Raw genomic sequence first — 24541 nt, 5'->3', positions numbered from 1 at the left:
ATAAAGTGACCACATCTTCATTACAAAACAGTATCGTCAAAGATATGGGACTTGCTGCAGAGGGCCATTTGAAAATTGATTGGGTTGAGGCGCATATGCCGGTTTTAAACCGGATTCGTCGTCAATTTGAACAGGATTTGCCTTTTAAAGGTCTAAAGGTAGCGATTTGCCTTCACCTGGAAGCTAAAACCGCATATCTGGCAAAAGTCATTCAGGCTGGTGGTGCTGAAGTGACGATCACACATAGTAACCCGTTGTCTACTCAAGATGATGTATGTGCGGCTTTGGTAGAAGACGGTGTGACTGTTTATGCGAAATATAATCCTGAACCAGCTGAGTTCAAAGCACTGCAACTCCGTGCTCTGGAAGTGAAGCCTGATCTCATTATTGATGATGGTGGAGATTTTGCAACTATTATTGCTTCCGAACGTCCTGATCTTGCAGCTACGATTCGCGGGGGCGCAGAAGAAACGACAACAGGCATTATTCGTTTGAAGGCACTGGCGAAAGAAGGACAACTGAAATTCCCTATGGTTGCGGTAAATGACGCATATTGCAAGTATTTGTTTGATAACCGCTATGGTACTGGGCAATCCGCTTTTGACGGTATTATTCGGACAACGAACCTGGTGGTTGCAGGTAAAAATGTTGTCGTAGCTGGGTATGGCTGGTGTGGTAAAGGTGTGGCTATGCGTGCAAAAGGTTTGGGTGCCAATGTCATTGTAACTGAAATCGACCCGATCAAAGCCGTGGAAGCACATATGGATGGTTTCCGGGTTATGACGATGCTGGAAGCAGCAAAGTTGGGTGATTTCTTTATTGCTGTGACAGGCAACAAGGACGTTATTACAGGTGAACATTACGATGTTATGAAAGACGGAGCTATTCTGAGTAATGCAGGTCACTTCGATGTTGAGGTTAACAAACCGGAGCTTGCCAAACGTTCTGAGTCCATTCGTACCGTTCGTCGCAACATTGAGGAGTACCGTTTCAAAGATGGTCGTAAAATGTATCTGCTCGCGGAGGGACGCTTGGTAAATCTGGGAGCTGCTGACGGACATCCGGCCGAGATCATGGACACTACGTTTGCACTGCAGGCACTAGGTTTGCGTTATGTGAGCGAAAACTATGAATCTCTTGGTAGAAACGTAGTGAACGTTCCTTACGAAATTGACCAGCAAGTGGCGAGTTACAAGCTGGAAAGCCTGAACATTGCCATTGATTCTTTGTCCGCTGAGCAAGAAAAGTACCTCGATAGTTGGAAATTTTAAAGGGTTATCCAATAATTACAAACGGATAAACTGTTTCAAAAGTAGTAGAATGGTGTATTGACGATATGGCTCATGTACGGGTGCACATACGATCGTCCGTAACCGGGAAACGTCTTTGGTCCTGAATGACAGGATCGAAGGCGTTTTTTTCGGTGAAATCAAATAAAAAAACAGAAAAGTCAAGAAGGGTTTTGATTTTTTTAATCGAATCTATTATGCTTAGGTGGTGGAAAGTGGGGCAAAGTGGGGGAAATGGGTGGGGGAGTGAGTGCGGCAATGTTTATGGGCGAGTTTCAACATAGCATTGATGATAAAGGTCGGGTCATTATTCCGGCTAAATTCCGCGAATCTCTCGGATCCACTTTCGTTGTCACACGAGGTTTGGACCAGTGTCTTTTCGTGTACCCCATGGAGGAGTGGGGGGTCATGGAACAGAAACTGAAAGCACTGCCGCTGATGAAATCCGACGCACGTGCGTTTACCCGGTTTTTTTTCTCAGGTGCCACTGAATGTGAACTGGATAAACAGGGCAGGGTAAATCTGCCGGGTAACCTGAGAGAGTATGCCAAATTGGACAAGGATTGCGTTGTTCTTGGTGTGTCGAATCGGGTGGAGATTTGGAGCAAAGGCATATGGGAAAGTTATTTTAATCAATCTGAAGAAGCATTCAACGACATTGCCGAAAAGCTGGTCGATTTCAATTTTGACTTATAAAGTAAGGAGGGGTGCAGGTTGTTTCACCACATAACCGTACTCAAAGAAGAGGCAACCGAGGGATTAAACATCAAGCAGGACGGTATATACGTGGACTGCACTTTAGGAGGGGCGGGACACAGTTCCGTGATTGCATCCAAGCTAGGTCCAGGGGGACATCTGATTGCACTTGATCAGGATGACTGGGCTTTGGACAATGCGCGCGAGAAGCTCGCTGCTTATGAAAACCAGGTTACATTGGTGAAAACCAATTTTAGAGATTTGGAGCAGGTTCTCAAAGACCTTGATGTTCCTATGAAGGATGGTGTACCACAGGTTGACGGAATTCTGTATGACCTTGGGGTGTCATCTCCACAGTTTGACGAAGGAGAACGTGGATTCAGTTACAATCACGATGCACCGCTTGATATGCGTATGGACCAAGATGCACTTCTGACAGCCAAAGAGATTGTGAACGAATGGCCAGAAGAAGAGATTGCGCGAATTCTGTATCGCTATGGTGAAGAGAAGTTTTCCAGACGGATTGCTCGTGTTATTGTGAATCAACGTAGTCAGTCCGAGATTGAAACGACAGGTGAACTTGTGGAATTGATCAAAGAAGGTATTCCTGCAGCAGCCCGCCGTACAGGTGGACATCCTGCGAAGCGAAGTTTTCAGGCGCTGCGCATTGCTGTGAATGATGAACTGGGGGCTTTTGAAGAAGGACTGCATCAGGCTGTTCGTTGTTTAGCGCCAGGGGGGCGCGTATCTGTTATCACCTTCCACTCCCTTGAGGACCGGATATGTAAACAGATCTTCAGCAGCTATCTTGAAAAATGTACTTGTCCACCTGACTTTCCGTTATGTGTATGCGGTGGTAAAGGGACTTTACGTCTCGTCAACCGAAAACCGTTAATTCCATCAGAAGCGGAACTGACCGAGAACTCTCGTGCGCGATCAGCCAAGCTGCGTGTAGCTGAGAAATTGTAGAACAAAAGAGGAGGAGGAGCCTTCAAATGGCATATACACGTGGCAATCTAGCGGTCAAAGAAAAAGCCCAGGAACGTGTAACGCAGCAAAGGTACAAGGAAACTACTAAAGTTGTGACACGTCGCACAGGTCTGCCAGGCCGCGAAAAGTTTTTATACCTGATCACACTCTTAGCCGTCATTATTGTGGGCGGTGCGCTGATGTCTCGTTACGCTCATATTTATGAGCTGAACAAGCAGGCTCAGTCGACCATTGTAAAAATTAAAGAGGCTGAGAAGACCATTGCCGACTTACAGGTGGAGAGAGAAACATTGAATAATCAGGTTGTCGAGAATGCAAAAAGACTGGGTTACGTGGAAGCTTCCGATAAGGATGTTATTTTTGTACCACGCTCAACAACGAATACATCGACAGGTACTGAATCATCCTCGAATGCATCCAGTGGCAAGTAAAGAGGTGTTTCGATGGTAAAAAGAATAAAAATGCGCACGTTGTTAATAGGGGGATTCATTACCCTCTTTTTTCTTGTACTCGTAACCCGTATATTTTTCATTCAGGTGGTTAATGGTGACAAATGGCAGGAGCGTGCGGCGGGTCTTATCGAAAGGGAACAGACGATCAAGGCTGCTCGCGGAACGATTACAGATCGAAATGGGAATGTACTTGCTACGGATTCGCCAGCGTATACCGTTTCAGTTAATCCGCTTTTGATTAATCAACTAGGTATTGAGGACGAAGTGACGAAGAAGCTATCGGCACTGCTCAAGAAAAACGAGAGTGAGATGCGAGCTCTTGTTACAGCAAAAAATAAAGACGGGAAGTTTTTTCAACAACGCGAAGTACGCAGTGAAGGATACAAAATTAGTCCTGCACTTGCTGAAAAGGTCAATGAGTTGCGCGAAGAGCTTCAGGAGCAACACAAGGCAAAAAATGCGATCGTCATGACGCAGGAGTCCAAACGTTTTTATCCGGAAGAGTCGCTGGCCTCTCATGTGCTAGGTTATATGAGTCGTGACGGTAAAGCTGTCAATGGGCTTGAAGTCTCGTATGATGACGTGCTGACAGGCACAGATGGTTTCCTGAATTACCAGAAGGATGCGAAAGGCATCAAACTTCCGGATTCACAGGATAATTATTTGCCTCCGAAAAACGGTAAAAACCTGAAACTGACGATTGATGATACGATCCAGTTTTACATTGAAAGTGCAATGAAAGAGACAATTGCGAAATATAACCCGCTGAGTATGACCGTCATTGCGGCTGATCCAAACACGATGGAGATTCTGGGGATGGCCAACTGGCCGACCTTTAATCCGAATACGTATGCGAGCACACCGGATCAGAAAAATTTTATCAACCATGCAACGCAGTCGATCTATGAACCAGGTTCCACGTTCAAAATTGTGACACTTGCGGGAGCCGTGGAGGAAAAACTGTTTGATCCGAATGCAACGTTTGAATCCAAGCGCATATACATCGGTGGTTTCCCGATTAGTGATAACGGACATACGTACGGAAGAATCTCTTACCTTGAAGGTGTCAAACGCTCCAGTAACATCGCTTTTGTTAATCTGGGGTACAACATGCTCGGGGGAGAGCGGCTGCGTCACTATATCGATCAATTCGGTTTTGGTAAAAAGACGGGCATTGACCTGCCAAGTGAAGCGGCTTCGCCAATCAAACCCTTGGTATACAAATCAGAGATTGCTACCGCTGCATATGGTCACGGTCTCGTACAAGTGACGCCGATCCAGCAGTTATCAGCCATCTCGGCCATTGCAAACGGCGGTAAGTTGCTCCAGCCTCATCTCGTGAAGGAGATCATTAATCCGAATGATGGCACAACGGAAGCAATCAAGCCGAAAGTGATTCGACAGGTCATCTCTAAAGAATCGGCCAAGCTTGTTGGCGGGTATCTGGAGCAGGTCGTAGCAGATCAGACGATCGGTACAGGACGTAATGCCTATATTGAAGGATACCGTGTTGCAGGCAAGACAGGGACAGCGCGAAAAGTTATCAACGGTCAATATAGCAAAAACAAAGACGTCGTTTCGTTTATTGGATTTGCACCAGTCAACAATCCGAAGATTGCGATGTTGATTGTGATTGACCAGCCAGACGGCACAAACATTGGCGGAGGAACTGCAGCGGCTCCAGTGTTCAAGAAGGTTGTAAGCCAGACGTTGCAATATATGGGTATACCGAAAGATACAGCCAAAACGACAGACAAAAAGTCAAAAGAAGCTCCTGTTGTACAGGCTAAGGCTCCAGACTTGAGTGGTAAAACGGCCAAACAGGCCAGAAGCCAGCTTCTCAACTCCGGAATTGCTTATGTCACGCTTGGTCAGGGTGAAAATGTGATTCGCCAGTATCCACAAGCAGGTGCTTCGATGAATCCAGGCCAACGAGTCTACCTACTGACGGAAGAGAGCAGTAAAATGAAGATTCCAGATCTGACGGGTGAATCGCTTCGTGATGCGTTGGAGGTTCTCTCACTGATGAAGGTAGGCGTAACAGTCAAGGGTGAGGGATACGTCGTGAAACAGAAGGAGCAGGTATCGGGTGAGCAACGAACGGTGCAGTTAACCTTACAGACAGCGAAGGCAGCGGTAACCGGTATAGCTGATGAAGCTCCAGATTCTTCTGATCCGAATGCGAAAAACCAGGACAACAATACGAAAACAGCTGATGAGGGTAAAACGGATGGGGATGATCCGCCGGGAAGTGCCTCAAATCAGAGTCAGTCTGACAAGCAAAAGGGTCAAGACGAAACATCTGGTAAACCAGCCACTGAAGGGGCTTCCCTGCCATAGACTGTATAGACAGCTTGTTCTAACCCCCGGTTGTCCTGAATATTCATGAATGAGACAGTTCATGATTTTGGGACGAGTGGGGGGATCTTTTCGTGAAGGGAACAAGTGTGAATCTGCGCCGCAGGTTGCTGTGGAGTTTGTTAATTTTGGTTATGTTATTTTCGGCCTTGGTCATCAGGCTTGCTTATGTTCAGTTGGGGAAAGGGCCGGAACTATCGGCCAAAGCGGAAGAATCCTGGCGTCGTAATATTCCGTACACAGCTAAAAGGGGAGAGATTCTGGATCGAAACGGGACATCTTTAGCCTACAATGTGACAACCCCAACAATCATGGCGATCCCGGCTCAAGTTAAAGAAGCGGAGACCACAGCCAGGGCGCTGGCACCGCTACTAGGTATGACAGAAGAGAAAGTACTGGCAACCATCAAGAAACGAGAATTGATTGTAAGACTACAACCCGGTGGCCGCAAAATTACGATGGAGAAAGCTCAGCGCATCCGTGATTTGAAGCTCCCGGGTATCGTTGTTGCCGAGGATAACAAACGTTTCTATCCATATGATGATCTGGCTGCTCATATTCTCGGATTTACAGGGATTGATAATCAGGGACTGACTGGTGTTGAAAAACGATATGACGACAAGCTGAATGGTTTAAATGGCAGTGTATCCTACTTGTCCGATGCGGCCGGAAGGCTCATGCCGGGCTCATCTGAGAAGTATGTGGAACCGAAGGACGGGCTCAACCTCAAGCTGACCATTGATAAATCCATTCAATCGATTATGGAACGGGAATTGGATCAGGCGATGGTTAAGTTTCAGGCTAATTCCGCTTTGGCTATTGCAATGAATCCCAAAACAGGCGAAATTCTAGGGATGTCTAGCAGACCGGGCTACGAGCCGGCAGATTATCAGCAATATCCTTCAGAAATTTATAACCGGAACTTGCCCATCTGGATGACGTATGAACCAGGTTCAACTTTCAAAATTATTACACTGGCTGCTGCGTTGCAAGAAAAAAAGGTAAATCTGCAACAGGATCAATTTTTTGATCCCGGATTTGTAGAAGTCGGCGGAGCACGCTTGCGCTGTTGGAAGAAAGGTGGACATGGAAGCCAGACTTTCCTTCAGGTGGTGGAGAACTCCTGCAACCCCGGATTTGTTGCTTTGGGGCAGAAGCTTGGTAAGGAATCGTTGTTCTCCTACATTAAAAATTTCGGTTTTGGTGCCAAAACCGGGATTGATCTTAGCGGAGAAGCAAGTGGTATTCTTTTCAAATTAGCAAACGTAGGTCCTGTTGAACTTGCAACGACCGCTTTTGGGCAGGGAGTATCCGTGACCCCTATTCAACAAGTAGCAGCGGTGTCGGCTGCCATCAATGGTGGGAAGCTCTATAAACCTTACGTTACGAAAGCCTGGGTACATCCAGAAACCGGAGAGGTGCTGGAAGAAGTAAAGCCTGAACTCGTTCGTCAAGTCATCTCGGAGGATACGTCCAAACAAGTACGAGAAGCACTAGAAAGTGTCGTGGCCAAAGGAACAGGGCGTCCAGCTTTTATCGATGGCTACCGGGTTGGAGGTAAAACAGGTACAGCCCAGAAAGTTATTAATGGTCGTTATTCGTCGAGTGAACACATCGTTTCGTTTATTGGATTTGCTCCGGCTGATGATCCGCAGATCGTGGTGTACACCGCTGTAGACAATCCGAAGGGGATTCAGTTTGGCGGTGTTGTTGCAGCCCCAATCGTACAAAACATTCTGGAAGATTCGCTGCATTATATGAAAGTGCCTGTGCGTAAGGACCAGCTCGCGAAAGAGTACAAATATGGTGAAACCAAAATTGTGACGGTTCCTGATCTTACTGGGGCTACAGTGGAAGATTTGTACGAGGATCTCAACATGAATTTTATGCTCGCGAAGTCGGGCAGTGGCAAATACGTAATTAATCAGGCCCCTAAACCAGGAGCAAGGGTAGAGCAAGGCTCAACGATACGTATCTATATGGGTAACGTCCTGAAAGATGATGGGCATGATCATTCGAAGCACGAATAAAGTTCTCAAATGGAGCTTTAAGTAAGGATGCAATGTAGGCTTAAGCGGAGTTTCCTACTCCGACCGCAACAAAATTCAGGGGATCGCGTTTCATTATTTGGTGGTCTGGTCGATATTAATACTATAGGAATCTGTGGATACAGAAGTATATTTGGAAAAGTGAGGTTATTCATGTGCTTTTAAAACAGTTTGAATCCAAGTTGATTACCGCCCGTCTCGTGGGCGACCCCCATACAGAATGTCACAACCTTCAGACAGATTCCCGGCAAGTCAAACCGGGTGATCTGTTTATCTGTCTTCCGGGACATACGGTCGATGGACATGATTATGCAGATAAAGCAGTGCAGGCCGGAGCGTCTGCTCTCGTTGTGGAGCGGCAGCTTGACTTGCCTGTACCACAATTGATTGTAAGAGACAGTCGCTTTGCTATGGCTGTTTTGTCGGACTTCTTTTTCGAATCACCGAGTCACAAGATGAAAATGATCGGAGTAACGGGAACGAACGGCAAAACAACAACGACTTATTTGATTGAAAAAATTATGAGCGACTACGGTCAGAAAACCGGGCTGATCGGAACCATCCAGATGCGTTATGATGGACGCACTTACCCGATGTCGGGAACAACACCTGAAGCTCTGGATTTGCAACGTAGTTTGCATGATATGGTTCAGGCTGGTACGGAATGCTGTGTGATGGAAGTTTCTTCTCATGCATTGGAGCAAGGGCGGGTGAAAGGCACGGATTTCCGTACAGCAGTATTTACAAACCTGTCGCAGGATCATCTCGATTACCATCATTCCATGGAGGAATATCGCGGAGCTAAGGGTTTGTTTTTTGCTCGCCTGGGTAACGGTTATGCAGAAGATGCTTCCGAGCGGAAGTATGCAGTGATCAATGCGGATGATCCGGCTGCAGATTATTATATCTCTGTAACGGCTGCTGAGGTTATTACATACGGCATGGGAGAACAGGCGGATGTTCGTGCATCTGCAATTTCAATCACAGCTCAGGGGACGACCTTCCATGTAGATACCTTTGCGGGTAGCACAGACATTGAACTGCGTATGGTAGGCAAGTTCAACGTGTACAATGCGATGGCGGCCATCTCGGCAACGCTGGTGGAAGGTGTGCCACTGGAAGAGATCAAGCGTAGTCTGGAGACCGTACCGGGTGTGGATGGCAGGGTGGAAGCTGTCAATGAAGGTCAGGCATTCGCGGTCATCGTTGATTATGCCCATACACCTGATGGACTTGAGAATGTACTGCGTACAGTCAATGAGTTTGCGGAGGGCCGTGTCATCTGCGTATTTGGGTGCGGCGGTGACCGGGATCGCACAAAACGCCCATTGATGGGTAAAATTGCTGCGAAGTACAGTGACTTTGTATTAGTGACTTCTGACAACCCGCGGACGGAAGATCCCGATCTGATTCTAAAAGACATTGAGCAAGGTTTGCTGGAAGAGTCCGTTCCGTCTGAGCGTTACACAATGATCGTGGACCGGCGTCAGGCCATTCATGAAGCTATTGAAATGGCAAGCCCGGCCGATGTAGTATTGATTGCGGGCAAGGGTCACGAGACTTATCAAATTATCGGAACAACCAAGACCGATTTCGATGACCGGATCATAGCCAAAGAAGCGATAAGGGGCAAATCCAATTGATAAAACGAACATTGGCGCAAATCGCCGACATGTGTGGTGGCACACTAAGTGATGCTGCAGTTTATAGTGAAGTTATCGCCGAAGGGGTATTTACCGATTCACGTAAACCGGTGGCAGGCAGTTTGTTTATCCCTTTGGTAGGTGAACGTTTTGATGGGCATGAGTTTGTGCAAGCTTGTCTGGAGCAAAATGCTGCGGGGGCGTTGTGGCAAAAAAATCATGGTGCTCCGCCGCAGGGAGCCGTTATTTTGGTGGACGATACCCTGACTGCATTACAGGCACTTGCATCGGCTTATCTTCGTGAGAACAAGGCATCTGTTGTTGGCATTACAGGCAGTAACGGGAAAACAACAACCAAGGATATTGTAAACGCGCTTCTCTCTACCACATTCAAGGTGCATAAAACGCAGGGAAATTTCAACAATCATATCGGTCTGCCACTAACGGTATTGAGTATGACTCCGGATACGGAAATTATTATTTTGGAGATGGGCATGAGCGGACGCGGTGAAATCTATGACCTATCTGTCATTGCTCAGCCGGATGTAGCAATCATCACGAACATTGGCGAATCCCATTTGCTTCAGCTTGGCTCAAGACTTGAAATTGCTAGAGCTAAGGCTGAAATTGCTGCTGGTATGAAACCTGGCGGATTACTCATATACAACGGAGACGAGCCTTTAATCGCCCAGGTGCTTGAAGAGTCTGCAACGAAGCAACCTGAAGGCATGCAACGGTTTAGGTTTGGATTACAAACGGATAATGAAGATTATCCAACGGGGCTGATGAATGCACAGCACGGGATGGTGTTTACAACCAAGCAGTCTGGCGACAAAGCTTATAACCTTCCCTTGCTGGGTACGCACAATGTAATTAACTGTCTGGCTGCCATGGCCGTAGCACGTCATTTTGGGGTGACTGAGGAAAATATGGCAAAAGGCTTGTCACAGCTAAAATTGACAGGGATGCGTATTGAGGTCACCCAGGCGGTCAGCGGACTTACTCTCCTGAATGATGCATATAATGCAAGCCCGACTTCCATGAAGGCTGCTATAGATGTGTTGGAAGGGTTAAAAGGATATCGGATGAAAGTGGCTGTACTGGGAGATATGCTGGAGTTAGGTTCGGAGGAGCAGCAGCTTCATCATGAGATCGGGATGTATATTACTCCTGATAAATTGGATAAAGTGCTGGTATATGGTCCATTATCCGTGCATATTGCTGAGGGAGCAAAAAAGCATATGGTAGCTGAAGCTGTGCATGCTTTTGATAATAAAGAAGAATTGACCCGTTATCTGCTGGAGAATCTTCATCCGAAAGATGCAGTTTTGTTTAAAGCCTCGCGAGGCATGAAACTGGAGGATGTAGTTCAAACACTGCAGACGGCACCATTACAGAATCGAGTAGACTAGAGGGGTGAACCCATGGATTTTCAGGTATTACTGTTAACAATCGGCGTTTCATTTATTTTGGCGGTGATTGCCGCACCGCTACTTATTCCGCTTCTGCGGCGGATGAAGTTCGGACAGCAGGTCAGGGAAGACGGGCCTCAGAGCCATTTGAAAAAAAGCGGAACACCAACGATGGGCGGAGTTGTTATTTTACTTGCGTTCACGCTGGCGTTTCTTAAATTCTCAGCGGTCAAAAACACAGACTTTTATGTGTTGCTTGTCGCTACGCTTGGATTTGGTCTCATTGGTTTTTTGGATGACTATATCAAAATTGTATTCAAGCGTTCGCTTGGATTGACAGCCAGACAAAAAATGCTGGGGCAGCTGTTCTTCAGTGCCCTCATGTGTTATTTACTTATTCAAAATGGGCACAGCACCGCGATTTCTATCCCAGGAACTTCGGTTTCGTTTGACTGGACAGGATGGTTTTATTATCCGTTTGTTGTCTTTATGATGCTGGCCATTACCAATGCGGTTAACTTTACGGATGGTCTGGATGGTCTTCTCTCCGGTGTCAGTGCGATTGCTTTTGGCGCGTTTGCTATTGTGGCAATGCAGGCAACGTCGATGCCGGCGGCGGTGTGTGCAGCTGCCATGATTGGGGCTGTTCTCGGATTCCTGGTTTACAATGCACATCCAGCCAAGGTGTTTATGGGCGATACGGGTTCACTCGGAATCGGCGGTGCAATCGGCGCGATTGCAATCGTTACGAAGACAGAACTCCTGTTTCTGGTCATCGGCGGTATTTTCGTAATTGAGGTCCTTTCCGTTGTGATCCAAGTTGTATCCTTCAAAACCCGCGGTAAACGTGTATTTAAAATGAGCCCGATCCACCATCACTTCGAGCTTAGTGGCTGGTCAGAATGGCGGGTTGTCATTACCTTTTGGGCGGTAGGTGCTATTTTGGCCGCTCTTGGACTTTATCTCAACAAGGGGTTGTAAATTATGAATCATCCAGAAACATATCGCGGACAACAAGTCGTCGTGCTTGGGCTTGCGAAGAGCGGCGTACAAGTTGCCAAGGTGCTGCATCGTGCCGGAGCTAACGTTATCGTAAATGATAAAAAAGACAGGGAACAGTGTCCCGAAGCTTCCGAATTGGAGGCTTTGGGAATTTCTGTTGTATGCGGGGGCCATCCGGATGATCTTATTCATAGTGATGTGAAGCTGGTCGTCAAAAACCCCGGCATTCCTTATCAGGTTGCTCCTGTGCAGCAAGCTCTTGAATTAGGTATTGAGGTGGTAACCGAGGTGGAGGTTGCATATCACCTCTGCGGGGCACCTATGATCGGTATTACCGGTTCTAACGGAAAAACAACGACCACAACTTGGGTAGGAAATATGCTGGAACAAGCGGGCTTGAATCCCATTGTTGCTGGTAATATTGGAACCCCTCTCTGTGAAGCTGCAGAGCAGGCTACCGCTGATAACTGGATGGTCGTCGAACTGAGTAGCTTCCAGCTCAAAGGAACGGTAGAGTTTCGTCCGCGTATTGCTGCGCTTCTTAACGTGGCAGAGACCCATCTGGATTATCATGGAGGCATGGAAGATTACGTGGCTTCCAAAGCAAAGCTGTTTGCCAATCAGAAGCCAGATGACGTCGCTGTTCTCAATTGGGATGATGCGGTATGCCGTGAACTCATTCCTTACATCAAGGCGAGGGTGATTCCTTTCTCACTGACGGAAAACCTGGAAACAGGCGTGTATGCAGATCCGCCTTATGTCGACGGAGAAGAGGATGATGTGAAACGTCAGGTGATCTATGCGGATGGTGCAGGCAATCGAGCAGTGATTATCGATGTGCAGGGCATTGGCATACCTGGACGTTTTAATGTAGGCAATGCGCTTGCTGCAGTAGCTATTGCAATCGCAGCGGGTGCTGACCCGTCACAGCTGGCTGCTCCGCTTGCTGATTTCAAAGGTGTTGAACATCGACTGGAGTATGTGCTCAAGCATAATGGCTCAGTTTATTACAACAACTCAAAAGCTACCAATTCAAAAGCAACGGTCATGGCACTGAATTCCTTTAAGGAACCTGTAGTATTGATTGCAGGCGGACTAGATCGCGGTTCAGATATGATGGAGCTGTTGCCGGTATTGAAGGAGCGTGTCAAAGCGTTGGTGGTTCTTGGTGAAAACCGTGCTAAAATTGCTAAAGTCGCAGAACTGGCGGGACTAAAGCATATTAAGGTCGTCGATAATGAGGAGGACGCTGCCCGTACGTTGACGGTTGCTGTTCAGGAAGCAGCAAGTCTTGCCGAACCAGGGGATGTTGTTTTGTTATCCCCTGCGTGTGCAAGCTGGGACATGTTTGCCTCCTATGAAGAACGGGGACGCATTTTTAAAGAGGCGGCGCATAACTTGTAAGTAGGGGGGTGGAAAAGCCCCTACTTCCATGCAAGGGGTGGCCTCCTGATGAAACAGACGCGACCGGCGCCGGATATTTGGCTCCTGATTTGTATTTTGGCTCTGCTTGCCATCGGCATCATTATGGTGTACAGCGCAGGCTCAGTACTTGCGTTCCGAAACTATGGCGATTCATTTTATTTTGTGAAAAGGCAGATTTTATTCGCCGTGCTTGGGCTGGTAGCCATGTTTGTGACAGCGAATGTGGATTATAGGGTATGGCGAAAGTATGCCAAGCCGATTTTAATTATCTGTTTTATTATGCTCATTGCCGTATTAATTCCGGGAATCGGAGTCGTTCGCGGCGGTGCACGTAGCTGGCTGGGGATTGGCTCTTTCGGTATCCAGCCCTCCGAATTCATGAAACTGGGCATGATCTTGTTTTTGGCTCATTGGCTGAGCAAAGATCCTGGTAGAATTAAAACTTTTACAACAGGGCTGTTGCCTCCGCTTGGGCTAATGGGGCTTGCTTTTGGCATAATTATGTTACAGCCCGATTTAGGTACAGGCACCGTGATGATGGGGGCATCCATGCTTATCATTTTCACAACCGGAGCACGAATGAAACATCTCGCTCTGCTTGCTCTGGGTGGAGTTGCAGGATTCGCGGCACTTGTTGCAGCGGCACCTTATCGGTTGCAACGAATTACAGCTTTTCTGGATCCATGGTCAGATCCGCTTGGTGCAGGTTATCAGATCATTCAATCGCTCTATGCGATTGGTCCAGGTGGACTGGCTGGTCTCGGGCTGGGGATGAGTAGACAGAAGTACAGTTACGTGCCTGAACCGCAGACGGACTTTATATTTAGTATTTTGGCGGAAGAACTCGGTTTCATTGGTGGAATGATTGTATTATTATTGTTTCTGGTGCTGGTGTGGAGAGGAATGCGTGTAGCGATGACGGTTCCAGATTCCTTTGGCAGCCTGCTAGCTGTGGGGATTATCGGTATGGTTGCTGTGCAGGTCATTATTAATATCGGCGTGGTGATTGGACTTATGCCTGTCACAGGGATTACACTGCCGCTGATCAGTTATGGAGGTTCATCACTGACACTCATGCTCACCGCACTGGGCATATTATTGAATTTATCCCGTTATGCGAGGTGACTTATACGATGCGAGTCGTTCTTAGTGGTGGCGGCACGGGTGGGCATATCTATCCGGCCGTAGCCATAGCAAGACAATGTGAGGCGGAAAATGCCGACTCGACGTTTTTATACATTGGCGGTACACGAGGACTTGAAAGTAAGCTGGTTCCTCAGGAAGATATACCTTTTAAATCGATTGACATTACCGGTTTTCGGCGTAAGTTATCCTTTGAAAATGTGAAAACGATCATGCGATTCGTTCAAGGGGTAAGGAAATCTAAAAAAATGCTGAAGGAATTCAAGCCGGACGTTGTCATCGGTACGGGGGGATATGTCTGTGGTCCCGTTGTATATGCGGCGGCAAAGCTGGGAATTCCAAGCGTGATTCATGAACAGAATGCGATTCCAGGTCTGACGAACAAGTTTCTCATGCGTTATGTAGATACAGTTGCTGTCAGTTTTGAAGGTTCTGAAAAATCATTCTCTAGTGCAAAAAAGGTTATCTATACTGGAAACCCGCGGGCAACAACAGTAGCCCAGGCCAGTCGGGATCGTGGATTCGCCACATTAGGTGTTCCGATGGACAGCCGTGTTGTGCTAGTCGTTGGGGGTAGCCGGGGGGCTAAAGCGATTAATCAGGCGATGATTGAAATGGCACCGATGCTGGAACAGCTGGATGATGTACATGTTGTTTACGTTACAGGCGAGACCTATTTTGATGAAACCCGTGAAGCGATCCGTAGTTCTTTGGGAACGATGCCTAATCATCTGCATGTACTTCCTTATGTACATAACATGCCCGAAGTACTCGCTTGTACCTCTTTGATTGTAAACCGTGCAGGAGCCTCGTTCCTTGCGGAGATTACATCTCTTGGTATTCCGTCGATTCTGATTCCATCACCAAACGTAACCAACAATCATCAGGAGGCTAACGCGCGTACCCTTGAAAAAGGAGGAGCCTCACTCACAATGCTGGAGAGAGAGCTTACAGGCAAAGGCCTGTATGAAGCAATTGCAGGCATTATGAATGACGAATCAGGACGTAAGCAGATGGCAGAGGCTTCTCGAAAATTAGGGAAACCAGATGCGGCCAAAGTGCTTGTAAACGAAATTAAGCGTCTTGTTGCAAAACGATAATAGGTGTTTGGACGCATTTATGGGCGATTGTCACACACCAGACGGGACTGACATAAGATACGGTATAAATCGTGACAATCGTTCCATGATACCGCAGTACAGCATCATATCGGCAAAGGTGCAACTAGGGTGAAGACCGTGAATTCCCGACATGGTATTGCTGGCAATGACTGGTCGAACCGAGGGATGGATTGCGGAGCCTCATGGATCGGATGTGTCACGGATAATTCAATTCGCTGAGATTGACTGGGAACAATGGATATCCATTTTATTGTTCAATCAGGCCAAGCGACAGCAGAGGACGTCATCACCCTTATACAGTCTATTCAGAGCACTATATCATCTCATGGCGGTATCCACCGGGTACCGTATGTTATCGCAGTGGGTGAGCGTAAACCCCGGAGGTGATACATTGGACAAATTGGTGATTGAAGGTGGGAGACCCCTATCAGGATCCATACGCATCCATGGAGCAAAAAATGCCGCTTTACCGATTATGGCCGCAAGTTTGCTCGCAGACGGAGAAATTACGCTGCACAACGTTCCACACTTGCTGGACATCGAAGTAATGCTGTATATCCTGGAACGACTTGGATGCACATGTCGGCATGAGCAGGGAACAGTGACGATCAATACGTCGCTTGTCCGGTCACATGATGTGCCAGAGGATCTTATGAAGCAAATGCGGTCTTCCATTTTTCTGATGGGGCCATTGCTTGCGAGGTTTGGGAGAGTATCTGTATATCAGCCGGGTGGCTGTGCGATCGGAGAACGTAAAATTGATCTTCACCTCCGGGGGCTGGAAGCACTCGGAGCACAGATTGAAGAGCAAGATCAGCAAATTATCTGTCATGGAGCTAATCTGACAGGTGCGGATATTCATCTGGATTTTCCGAGTGTTGGAGCCACTGAAAACATCATGATGGCTGCTGTGCTTGCAGAAGGCACAACGACAATTTTCAACGCAGCGAGAGAGCCTGAAATTCAGGATTTGCAGCATTTTCTGAATGCGATGGGGGCACGAATTATGGGTGCCGGCACGGATACAATCACGATAAATGGTGTTGAGAAGTTGCAACCTTGCACCTATGAAATCATACCTGACCGGATTGTCGCTGGAACCGTTATGATTGCTGCTGCTGCAACCCGAGGCAATGTTACGCTTACACACTGCAATCCTGCACATCTTACTTCGCTTATACATGTGTTAAAGCGCACTGGTGTTCAAATCACAGTATGCAATGATATAATGACTGTGAGTTGTATGACCCGCCCAAAATCAGTGGATCGTATTGTGACTTCCCCGTATCCATCGTTTCCAACAGATCTTCAATCACAGATCATGGTTCTACTCAGTTTGGCAGATGGATTCAGCGTGATGAAGGAAACCGTGTTCGAAGGAAGATTTAAACATGTGGATGAACTGAATGTCATGGGAGCGGATATTTCGGTTGACCTGAATGCAGCTTTTATCCGTGGAGTTCCAAGACTATATGGGGCTACTGTAGAGGCGACAGATCTTCGTGCGGGTGCAGCTTTAGTTATTGCAGGTCTGGCGGCTCAAGGTAAAACCATTGTGGAGCAAGTGCATCACATTGACAGGGGATATGATCAGATCGAAAAGTTATTCCAGAGTCTTGGAGCCTCAGTGGAGAGACAGTCGACTGTTTCGAAACAGTTGGATTTTGCCAATTAACGTCCTTGGCGTCCCCTTCTTGGAAGAGGAGGGGGCCTGAGGCTTTGTGGAGCGTTATTATGCCTAAAAGTCAAATTCCGGTTCTCAAGGAGAATCGCCCAAAAGGAAACACAAGCCGTAAGATTGTAATTATCCTATTATTATTATTTATTGCATTGCTGGCTGTATTATTCTTTCGTTCTTCTGTAAGTCGCATATCAGCGATCGAAATTACGGGTAATGTATACACGGCCACTGCGGATTTACTTGAAAAGAGTGGTTTGAGGGAAGGCGATCAGTTTTTTGGAACAAGTGCTACTGAAATCATAGAACGTCTTAAAACGATTAAAGCTGTCTCAACAGTTACTGTGGACAAGCAATTTCCGGGCACGATTCATATCAAGGTTCAGGAGTTTCCTACAGTCGCTTATGAACTGGACACAACCGGGGCGCTTAAAGCCATATTGTCTAATGGGACAAGCCTGAATGTTCCGCCAACGATCGGTGTTGCTGTAGAGAAGCCGATTCTGACACAATGGAAACCGAATGACCCGCTCAAGGCAAAGCTGAGTGAGGCGCTGGCTCAAATTCCAAATGAACTGACAACGGACATATCCGAAATTATTCCGAATCCGACACCCTCTTTTCCGGATCAGATTCGCATGTACACCAAATCACAGTTTGAAGTGATTACAACGATATCGCTGTTAACGGATAAAGTGGAGTATTTGAATCAGGTGATCGAGACCGAACGACCTGGTAAAATTACGATGCTTGAGGCGGATACGTATGTCCCGTTTGTACCGGATAATCCTGAGGATGACGCTGAGCCGGGAGCAGGGCAATGATGCATGTTGCTGATTGGCGGTTTATTGCGTAAAAGTGTAGACAGGATCGGGCTTTAGCACCGGTTGATGTGTGAAACTTGTTCTTTCTGAGATGAAGAAAAAATGGTACACTTGAACTTACGGCACATGAGTTGCCTCCTTCTTTTTTCTTCAAAGTTTTATGTTTCACATCCAGAACTTGGCACCCAAAAAAATTGTAGAAAAAAGAGGGAAAGCCTAAGCTGTGTTGAATATGTTTTAATGTGTGTTTAAACCCGAACGTATTTTACTATTGGAGTCAGGAGGTGCCACAGACTTGAGCAACAATGACATCATTGTTAGTTTGGACATCGGTACATCCAAAATTCGCGCTATTATTGGGGAAATTAATAATGGAACCTTTAATATTATTGGAGTTGGATCTGCCGACTCGGAAGGAATTCGCAAAGGTGTAATCGTAGATATCGATCAGACGGTGCAGTCGATTCGCAATGCAGTCGATCATGCAGAACGTATGGTAGGTATTCAAATATCCGAAGTATATGTTGGAATCTCAGGCAATCACATTGGACTGATGAGCAGTCACGGTGTGGTGGCAGTATCGAACGAAGATCGTGAGATCGGAGAAGAAGACATGGAGCGGGTGTTGAAAGCAGCCGAAGTCATTGCGGTTCCGCCCGAACGGGAAATTATTGATGTAGTCGCCAAGCAATATGTTGTAGACGGCTTGGAAGGCATACAAGACCCGCGTGGTATGATTGGTGTTCGCCTGGAAGTTGAAGCAACCATCATTACGGGTGCTAAAACCGCGATACATAATCTGTTGCGCTGCGTGGAAAAAGCGGGATTAAAAGTGAGCGACTTGGTCCTCATGTCACTCGGAGCAGGTCAACTGGCCCTGTCCAAGGATGAGAAAACGATGGGCTCTGTGCTCGTGGATATCGGAGCAGGAGCAACAACCATTGCTATCTTTGAAGAGGATAGCCTGGTTGCGACTTCAACACTGCCAATCGGCGGGGAATTTGTAACCAATGATATTGCTTATGGTTTGCGTACTTTGACCGATCAAGCGGAGAAAGTTAAGCTGAAATATGGCTGTGCCTGGCTTGATGATGCTGCCGCAGATGTGATGTTCAAAGTGACGCGCATCGGTAGCAACGTAGACAAGGAGTTTTCCCAGGAAGATCTGGCGGCTATTATTGAGCCTAGGGTTCAGGAGATATTCCAGATGATCGGCACAGAGGTCAAACGCCTTGGTTACAACGAGCTTCCTGGCGGTTATATACTAACGGGAGGTACGGTCTCTATGCCTGGTGTTCTGCAAGTGGCACAGCATGAACTTGCTGCTTCGGTGCGTGTCGCCGTTCCGGATTACATTGGTGTGCGTGACCCTGGATATACAAGCGGCGTTGGTATTTTACACAATGTTATTCGCAGTTTGCGTATCAGGCCCTCGAGCAGCAATGGCGGTAACAACAACACTAACAGCAAGAAACCGACGAACCGTCCGAAGCCAAATACGGCACAGGAATCGGAGCAAAAACCCGGTCTGTTCGAACGACTGAAGAATATGTTCAGTGAATTTATATAACAGGTTGGATCCATTTCATACATTCTTGAAGCCGTCTGAATGCGCTGGTACTAAAATAAACGCTTTCGTTCGTCGATATATGAAATTGATTCGGTTCAAATCAAAAATTGGACGGGCCATCCATGCACATTGAGGGGGAGATGGAATAATATGTTGGAATTTGATTTTGAGATGGAGAGCTTGGCTCAGATTAAAGTCATCGGGGTAGGCGGCGGCGGAAGCAACGCTGTAAACCGAATGATTGAAAATGGTGTACAAGGTGTTGAATTTATTACGGTGAACACGGATGCTCAGGCATTACACCTGGCAAAATCCGAGCATAAATTGCAAATCGGTGATAAATTAACTCGTGGTCTTGGTGCAGGTGCCAATCCAGATGTAGGTAAAAAAGCAGCGGAAGAGTCCCGCGACCTGATCATGAACACGTTGAAAGGTGCAGACATGGTCTTTGTTACAGCCGGTATGGGCGGTGGTACAGGTACAGGTGCAGCTCCTGTGATCGCTGAAATTGCCAAAGAGTGTGGCGCCCTTACTGTAGGTGTGGTGACACGTCCCTTCACTTTTGAAGGCCGCAAGCGTTCCAGCCATGCAGAACAAGGCATTGAAGCACTTAAGGAAAAAGTGGATACACTGATCGTCATCCCGAATGACCGTTTGCTTGAGATCGTAGATAAAAAGACGCCGATGCTGGAAGCATTCCGCCAAGCAGATAACGTATTGCGTCAAGCGGTACAGGGTATCTCCGATCTGATCGCAGTACCTGGTTTGATCAACCTTGACTTTGCAGATGTCAAAACGATCATGCACGAGCGTGGATCTGCGCTTATGGGGATCGGTGAAGCGACTGGAGAGAACCGTGCAGCCGAAGCGGCACGCAAAGCCATCATGAGTCCTTTGCTTGAAACTTCCATTGAAGGCGCACGCGGCGTAATCATGAACATCACAGGTGGAGTGAATCTGTCCCTGTATGAAGTGAACGAAGCGGCAGAGATCGTAACGTCGGCTTCCGATCCGGAAGTGAATATGATCTTTGGTGCGATTATTGATGAAGATCTGAAAGAGGAGATCAAGGTTACGGTCATCGCCACTGGATTTGAGGATAAACCTTCTGCTCCGCCAGTACGTAAACCTGCTACAGCATCAGAGCCGGCAGAGACACGTTCACCGAATCTTCGTCCATTCGGAAATCAGCCAAGCAATGATCAGTTGGACATTCCGACATTTTTACGTAATCGTTCCCGCAACAATAACAACGAATAATTAGGTAGTATTATACCTGGAAAACCCGGTGCTGCTTTTGCAGTTGCCGGGTTTTTTGCTGTTTTTTTATATAGTTTAACATACAGGAATGAACAAATTCTGAACAACTCGGCTGCGTCATTCCGACAAAAATAGTTGAAGACAAGCTCCCACATTTAGACAGACTTTGAACAGGAGGCTACGTATACTTGGGAATATGCTCATGAATATCGAGACGATGAAGCATTTAGGTTTATTCAATCCGAAGCATTTAGGTTTATTCAATCCGAAGCATTTAGGTTGATTCAATCTGAAGCGTTCAGGGCGATTCAATCTAAAAGCATGTGAGATTCGTTGTAACCTTTCGTTTCGATAGGTTGGATGCAGGCAGGTGAAGAGCGTGGTTGTATATGTCGATCTGATCTTTCTAACAAATCTATGCATGGATGGAGCGCTCATTGGACTGACGGCCTGGATGCGCCAAACGAAGCTGGTCTGGTGGAGATGGCTGCTATCGGCTATCGTTGGGGCGTTATACGTCGTGATGATGTTTGTACCACAGTTTGATTTCCTGTTCACGTTTTTGATCAAGTTTGGTTTTTCTCTTGTGATGTTGAGTATCGCGTTTGGATATAAGGGACTGCAAGCTTTTCTGAGGACGCTGGGTACATTTTACGTTATTAATTTTGTGGCGGCTGGAGGCATCCTGGGTGTGCATTATATGCTTCAGAATTCAGGAGAACTGTTCAATGGCATCTGGTTCACAGCATCTGGGGGTATGTCGTTTGATCTGAAGATTGCATTCTGGTTCACTTTCATTGTATTCTTCGCGGTGCTCATTTTATTCAAAATTGTGCAAGGAGCCAAACGTAAATCAGATCGCATGACCACTTACCTTGGTCAAGTAGAGGTTTGCATCGATGAGGTTGTTGTGTCTTGTACAGGCCTTTTGGATACAGGGAATCAGCTCACAGACCCTTTATCACGGATGCCGGTGATGGTTATGGAGGTTTCATTGTGGCAAACGATGCTGCCTGATTCATGGAACAGTAGACTGAAACACGAATCACCGGAAAATCTCATCATGGAACTAGATCAGAAACATTTTCGCTGGCAGGATCGTCTGCGATTGGTTCCTTATCGGGGGATTAATAAAGGAACAGCATTTATGATGGCGGTCAAGCCCGATCGGGTTAAGGTGACAATGGACGGAACAGATTATGTGACGACAAAAGTTCTGATTGGACTGGATGGGGGCGTTTTGTCCTCGGATGGGAAATATCAGGCCGTGATTCATCCTGAACTGGTGCAAGAAGCTGCTTCTGCGCAGTCTAAGGCTCAATCCGCAGAACCCACAGAAAAGCCGCTGAATGTGGTATAGGAGGAACCTACATGCTTGTGAAATGGAAATTGGTTGCCCAGCTACAATATTATCGTCTGTTATTCCTGTTTGGGCTGAAAAGTGAAGAGATCTATTACATTGGGGGAAGTGAGGCACTTCCACCTCCATTGACACGGGAAGAAGAGGAGTACTTGCTACAGAAGTTATCTTCAGGGGATTCGGCGATCCGAGCCATGTTAATTGAGCGTAATCTGCGTTTGGTGGTATACATTGCACGTAAGTTCGAGAACACAGGCATTAACATCGAGGATCTGGTATCTATAGGTGCAATTGGACTAATCAAAGCTGTAAATACATTCGATCCGGAAAAGAAAATAAAGCTCGCAACTTACGCTTCGCGCTGTATCGAAAATGAAATTTTGATGTATCTGCGGCGTAACAGTAAAATTCGTACTGAAGTTTCTTTTGATGAACCACTGAACATTGACTGGGATGGAAATGAGCTTTTATTATCCGATGTACTCGGTACAGAAAACGATACAATCTATCGAAATATTGAGGAACAAGTAGATCGCAAGTTACTGCATAAGGCGCTGGAAAAACTGACCGATCGCGAGCGAATGATTATGGAGCTTCGTTTTGGCTTGACGGATGGTGAGGAAAAGACGCAGAAAGATGTGGCAGATCTGCTTGGAATCTCCCAATCCTATATCTCCAGACTTGAAAAAAGAATCATTAAGAGGCTGCGAAAAGAGTTCAACAAAATGGTCTGATCCAGTGGGGAAAGAAGAATGGGTATTACTGGCAAGGGTTCCAACGACGAATAAAAAAGCCTGCCCCGGAGATAATGTACATTAATGTTTCTCCTTGGGAGGTAAATCACGATGACCCGAAACAAAGTCGAGATTTGTGGCGTGGACACCGCAAAGTTGCCTGTTCTCACCAATATTGAAATGCGGGAATTATTTCATTCCCTTCAGCAGCACCATGATCGCTCAGCAAGAGAGAAATTGGTGAATGGCAATCTGCGTCTGGTACTCAGTGTCATTCAGCGTTTTAACAATCGGGGGGAGTTTGTCGATGATCTGTTCCAGGTTGGATGTATCGGCCTGATGAAAGCCATTGATAATTTTGATTTATCCCAGAATGTCAAATTTTCGACCTATGCAGTACCGATGATTATCGGTGAGATTCGCAGGTATCTGCGTGACAATAATCCGATTCGGGTATCCCGTTCCCTACGGGATATTGCCTATAAGGCGCTTCAGGTTCGTGACAGCTTGACGAATAAAAATTCACGCGAACCGACGATATTTGAAATTTCGGAGGCACTGAATGTGCCGAAGGAAGATGTTGTTTTTGCACTGGATGCCATTCAAGATCCGGTATCGCTGTTTGAGCCGATTTATCACGATGGGGGAGACCCGATCTACGTGATGGATCAGATCAGTGATGACAAAAACAAGGATGTGTCCTGGATTGAGGAGATTGCATTGCGGGAAGCGATGCACCGTCTCGGTCAACGGGAAAAGATGATTTTGTCGATGCGCTTTTTCGAAGGGAAAACCCAGATGGAAGTTGCAGATGAAATCGGGATATCTCAGGCTCAGGTTTCACGTCTGGAGAAATCAGCTATACAGCAGATGCAGAAACATGTAAAGTCGTAGGATGACATTAGACAAGAAAGGCGATCAGTCGGAGAACCATTCCATTGATCGTCTTTTTTACGTAAAAGGAAGGGAAGCCCCCTAGTCCAGTGTAATCTTGCCCGAGTTGGCTGTTGTAACAAACAAGCGAAAAACAGGACATTTTTCGCCTACAGAACATATATTGGTATAGAGGCATGCTGAACGGACAGATGAGCTGTAAACAGGGGGCGGGTAGAATGAGAGTGAACACAAATGAGGCAACGTCACGAGGTATGAAAATCTCCGATTTTCAAACAAAGGATGTCATAAATATTACGGATGGCAAACGTCTTGGCCAGATCAGTGACCTGGAACTGGATCTTAAACAGGGGCGAATCGAAGCCATTGTTGTTCCAGGATATAGCCGTTTTATGGGGTTGTTTGGAGGAGGGACAGATCTGATTATACCTTGGAGAAATATCGTAAAGATCGGCTCGGATGTCATTTTGGTTAAAATGGATGAGGTGAAAGAACAAGCTTATGATGAGCGTGAGCGAGAAGCAAGATTATATGATGAGCAGCAACAGGGCCGCACGGAGCGTACCGAACGATTGGAACGGCTGGATCGGAGTCAACGGAGAACGATATAAATGAGACAGAATGCACCCGCATTTGGTAAAC

At 46.8% G+C, this 24541-nt stretch carries 20 protein-coding genes; all 20 read left to right on the top strand.

Annotation, left to right across the window (positions count from 1 at the left end; all coding sequences use genetic code 11):
• Positions 1 to 5 precede the first annotated feature (5 nt).
• The 20 genes from MKY23_RS19570 (at position 6) to MKY23_RS19475 (ending at position 24510) form a co-directional block, all read left to right on the top strand.
• Positions 6 to 1271: an adenosylhomocysteinase gene (locus MKY23_RS19570; RefSeq protein ID WP_339831554.1), complete on the top strand. Its 1266-nt coding sequence runs from the start codon at positions 6 to 8 to the stop codon at positions 1269 to 1271.
• 276 nt (positions 1272 to 1547) lie between these two features.
• Positions 1548 to 1985, top strand: coding sequence for a division/cell wall cluster transcriptional repressor MraZ (gene mraZ / locus MKY23_RS19565; protein ID WP_154888632.1), 438 nt, complete (start codon positions 1548 to 1550; stop codon positions 1983 to 1985).
• A gap of 18 nt (positions 1986 to 2003) precedes the next feature.
• Complete coding sequence (rsmH, locus tag MKY23_RS19560; RefSeq protein ID WP_339831552.1) at positions 2004 to 2954, top strand: 16S rRNA (cytosine(1402)-N(4))-methyltransferase RsmH; 951 nt, start codon at positions 2004 to 2006, stop codon at positions 2952 to 2954.
• Positions 2955 to 2980: 26 nt separating this feature from the next.
• Positions 2981 to 3406: a hypothetical protein gene (locus MKY23_RS19555; RefSeq protein ID WP_090923760.1), complete on the top strand. Its 426-nt coding sequence runs from the start codon at positions 2981 to 2983 to the stop codon at positions 3404 to 3406.
• Positions 3407 to 3418: 12 nt separating this feature from the next.
• Positions 3419 to 5767: a penicillin-binding transpeptidase domain-containing protein gene (locus tag MKY23_RS19550; RefSeq protein ID WP_090923759.1), complete on the top strand. Its 2349-nt coding sequence runs from the start codon at positions 3419 to 3421 to the stop codon at positions 5765 to 5767.
• A gap of 92 nt (positions 5768 to 5859) precedes the next feature.
• Positions 5860 to 7815, top strand: a complete 1956-nt coding sequence (locus MKY23_RS19545) for a stage V sporulation protein D (protein ID WP_090923758.1) — start codon at positions 5860 to 5862, stop codon at positions 7813 to 7815.
• Positions 7816 to 7988: 173 nt separating this feature from the next.
• On the top strand, positions 7989 to 9476 hold the full coding sequence (locus MKY23_RS19540) for a UDP-N-acetylmuramoyl-L-alanyl-D-glutamate--2,6-diaminopimelate ligase (protein WP_090923757.1): 1488 nt from the start codon (positions 7989 to 7991) through the stop codon (positions 9474 to 9476).
• Entirely contained in the window at positions 9476 to 10888 is a 1413-nt protein-coding gene (gene murF / locus MKY23_RS19535) for a UDP-N-acetylmuramoyl-tripeptide--D-alanyl-D-alanine ligase (protein ID WP_339839575.1), read from the top strand. Before MKY23_RS19540 ends, murF begins: the two co-directional genes overlap by 1 nt.
• Positions 10889 to 10900: 12 nt before the next feature.
• Positions 10901 to 11869 (top strand): phospho-N-acetylmuramoyl-pentapeptide-transferase, encoded by a 969-nt coding sequence (mraY, locus tag MKY23_RS19530; RefSeq protein WP_090923756.1) that lies wholly within the window; start codon positions 10901 to 10903, stop codon positions 11867 to 11869.
• Between the two features lie 3 nt (positions 11870 to 11872).
• The gene (murD, locus tag MKY23_RS19525) at positions 11873 to 13294 is read left to right on the top strand and encodes a UDP-N-acetylmuramoyl-L-alanine--D-glutamate ligase (protein WP_339831547.1); all 1422 of its coding nucleotides are present in this window, start codon (positions 11873 to 11875) and stop codon (positions 13292 to 13294) included.
• Positions 13295 to 13342: 48 nt separating this feature from the next.
• Positions 13343 to 14440, top strand: a complete 1098-nt coding sequence (gene spoVE, locus MKY23_RS19520) for a stage V sporulation protein E (RefSeq protein ID WP_339831545.1) — start codon at positions 13343 to 13345, stop codon at positions 14438 to 14440.
• A gap of 8 nt (positions 14441 to 14448) precedes the next feature.
• Positions 14449 to 15558 carry an undecaprenyldiphospho-muramoylpentapeptide beta-N-acetylglucosaminyltransferase gene (murG, locus tag MKY23_RS19515; protein WP_339831543.1) on the top strand — a complete coding sequence of 370 codons (1110 nt, stop codon included), beginning with the start codon at positions 14449 to 14451 and terminating at the stop codon, positions 15556 to 15558.
• Between the two features lie 370 nt (positions 15559 to 15928).
• Positions 15929 to 17254 carry a UDP-N-acetylglucosamine 1-carboxyvinyltransferase gene (gene murA, locus MKY23_RS19510; RefSeq protein ID WP_244159415.1) on the top strand — a complete coding sequence of 442 codons (1326 nt, stop codon included), beginning with the start codon at positions 15929 to 15931 and terminating at the stop codon, positions 17252 to 17254.
• Between the two features lie 59 nt (positions 17255 to 17313).
• Positions 17314 to 18081 (top strand): FtsQ-type POTRA domain-containing protein, encoded by a 768-nt coding sequence (locus tag MKY23_RS19505; RefSeq protein ID WP_090923799.1) that lies wholly within the window; start codon positions 17314 to 17316, stop codon positions 18079 to 18081.
• 295 nt (positions 18082 to 18376) lie between these two features.
• The gene (gene ftsA / locus MKY23_RS19500; protein ID WP_090923752.1) at positions 18377 to 19651 is read left to right on the top strand and encodes a cell division protein FtsA; all 1275 of its coding nucleotides are present in this window, start codon (positions 18377 to 18379) and stop codon (positions 19649 to 19651) included.
• A 150-nt stretch (positions 19652 to 19801) separates the two neighbouring features.
• On the top strand, positions 19802 to 20911 hold the full coding sequence (ftsZ, locus tag MKY23_RS19495; RefSeq protein WP_090923751.1) for a cell division protein FtsZ: 1110 nt from the start codon (positions 19802 to 19804) through the stop codon (positions 20909 to 20911).
• 379 nt (positions 20912 to 21290) lie between these two features.
• A complete protein-coding gene (gene spoIIGA / locus MKY23_RS19490; RefSeq protein WP_154888637.1) occupies positions 21291 to 22271 on the top strand; it encodes a sigma-E processing peptidase SpoIIGA in 981 nt (326 codons plus the stop codon).
• A gap of 11 nt (positions 22272 to 22282) precedes the next feature.
• Positions 22283 to 23005, top strand: coding sequence for an RNA polymerase sporulation sigma factor SigE (sigE, locus tag MKY23_RS19485; RefSeq protein ID WP_090923750.1), 723 nt, complete (start codon positions 22283 to 22285; stop codon positions 23003 to 23005).
• Positions 23006 to 23116: 111 nt separating this feature from the next.
• Positions 23117 to 23899, top strand: coding sequence for an RNA polymerase sporulation sigma factor SigG (sigG, locus tag MKY23_RS19480; protein ID WP_110898501.1), 783 nt, complete (start codon positions 23117 to 23119; stop codon positions 23897 to 23899).
• A gap of 218 nt (positions 23900 to 24117) precedes the next feature.
• Positions 24118 to 24510 carry a YlmC/YmxH family sporulation protein gene (locus MKY23_RS19475; protein ID WP_244159411.1) on the top strand — a complete coding sequence of 131 codons (393 nt, stop codon included), beginning with the start codon at positions 24118 to 24120 and terminating at the stop codon, positions 24508 to 24510.
• The last annotated feature ends 31 nt before the right edge of the window (positions 24511 to 24541 follow it).

This window comes from Paenibacillus sp. FSL R7-0272 (assembly GCF_037969905.1).
Classification (GTDB): Bacteria; Bacillota; Bacilli; order Paenibacillales; family Paenibacillaceae; genus Paenibacillus; species Paenibacillus polysaccharolyticus.
The sequence above is the reverse complement of the archived record's forward strand: the minus strand, read 5'-3'. Positions and strand labels throughout refer to the sequence as shown.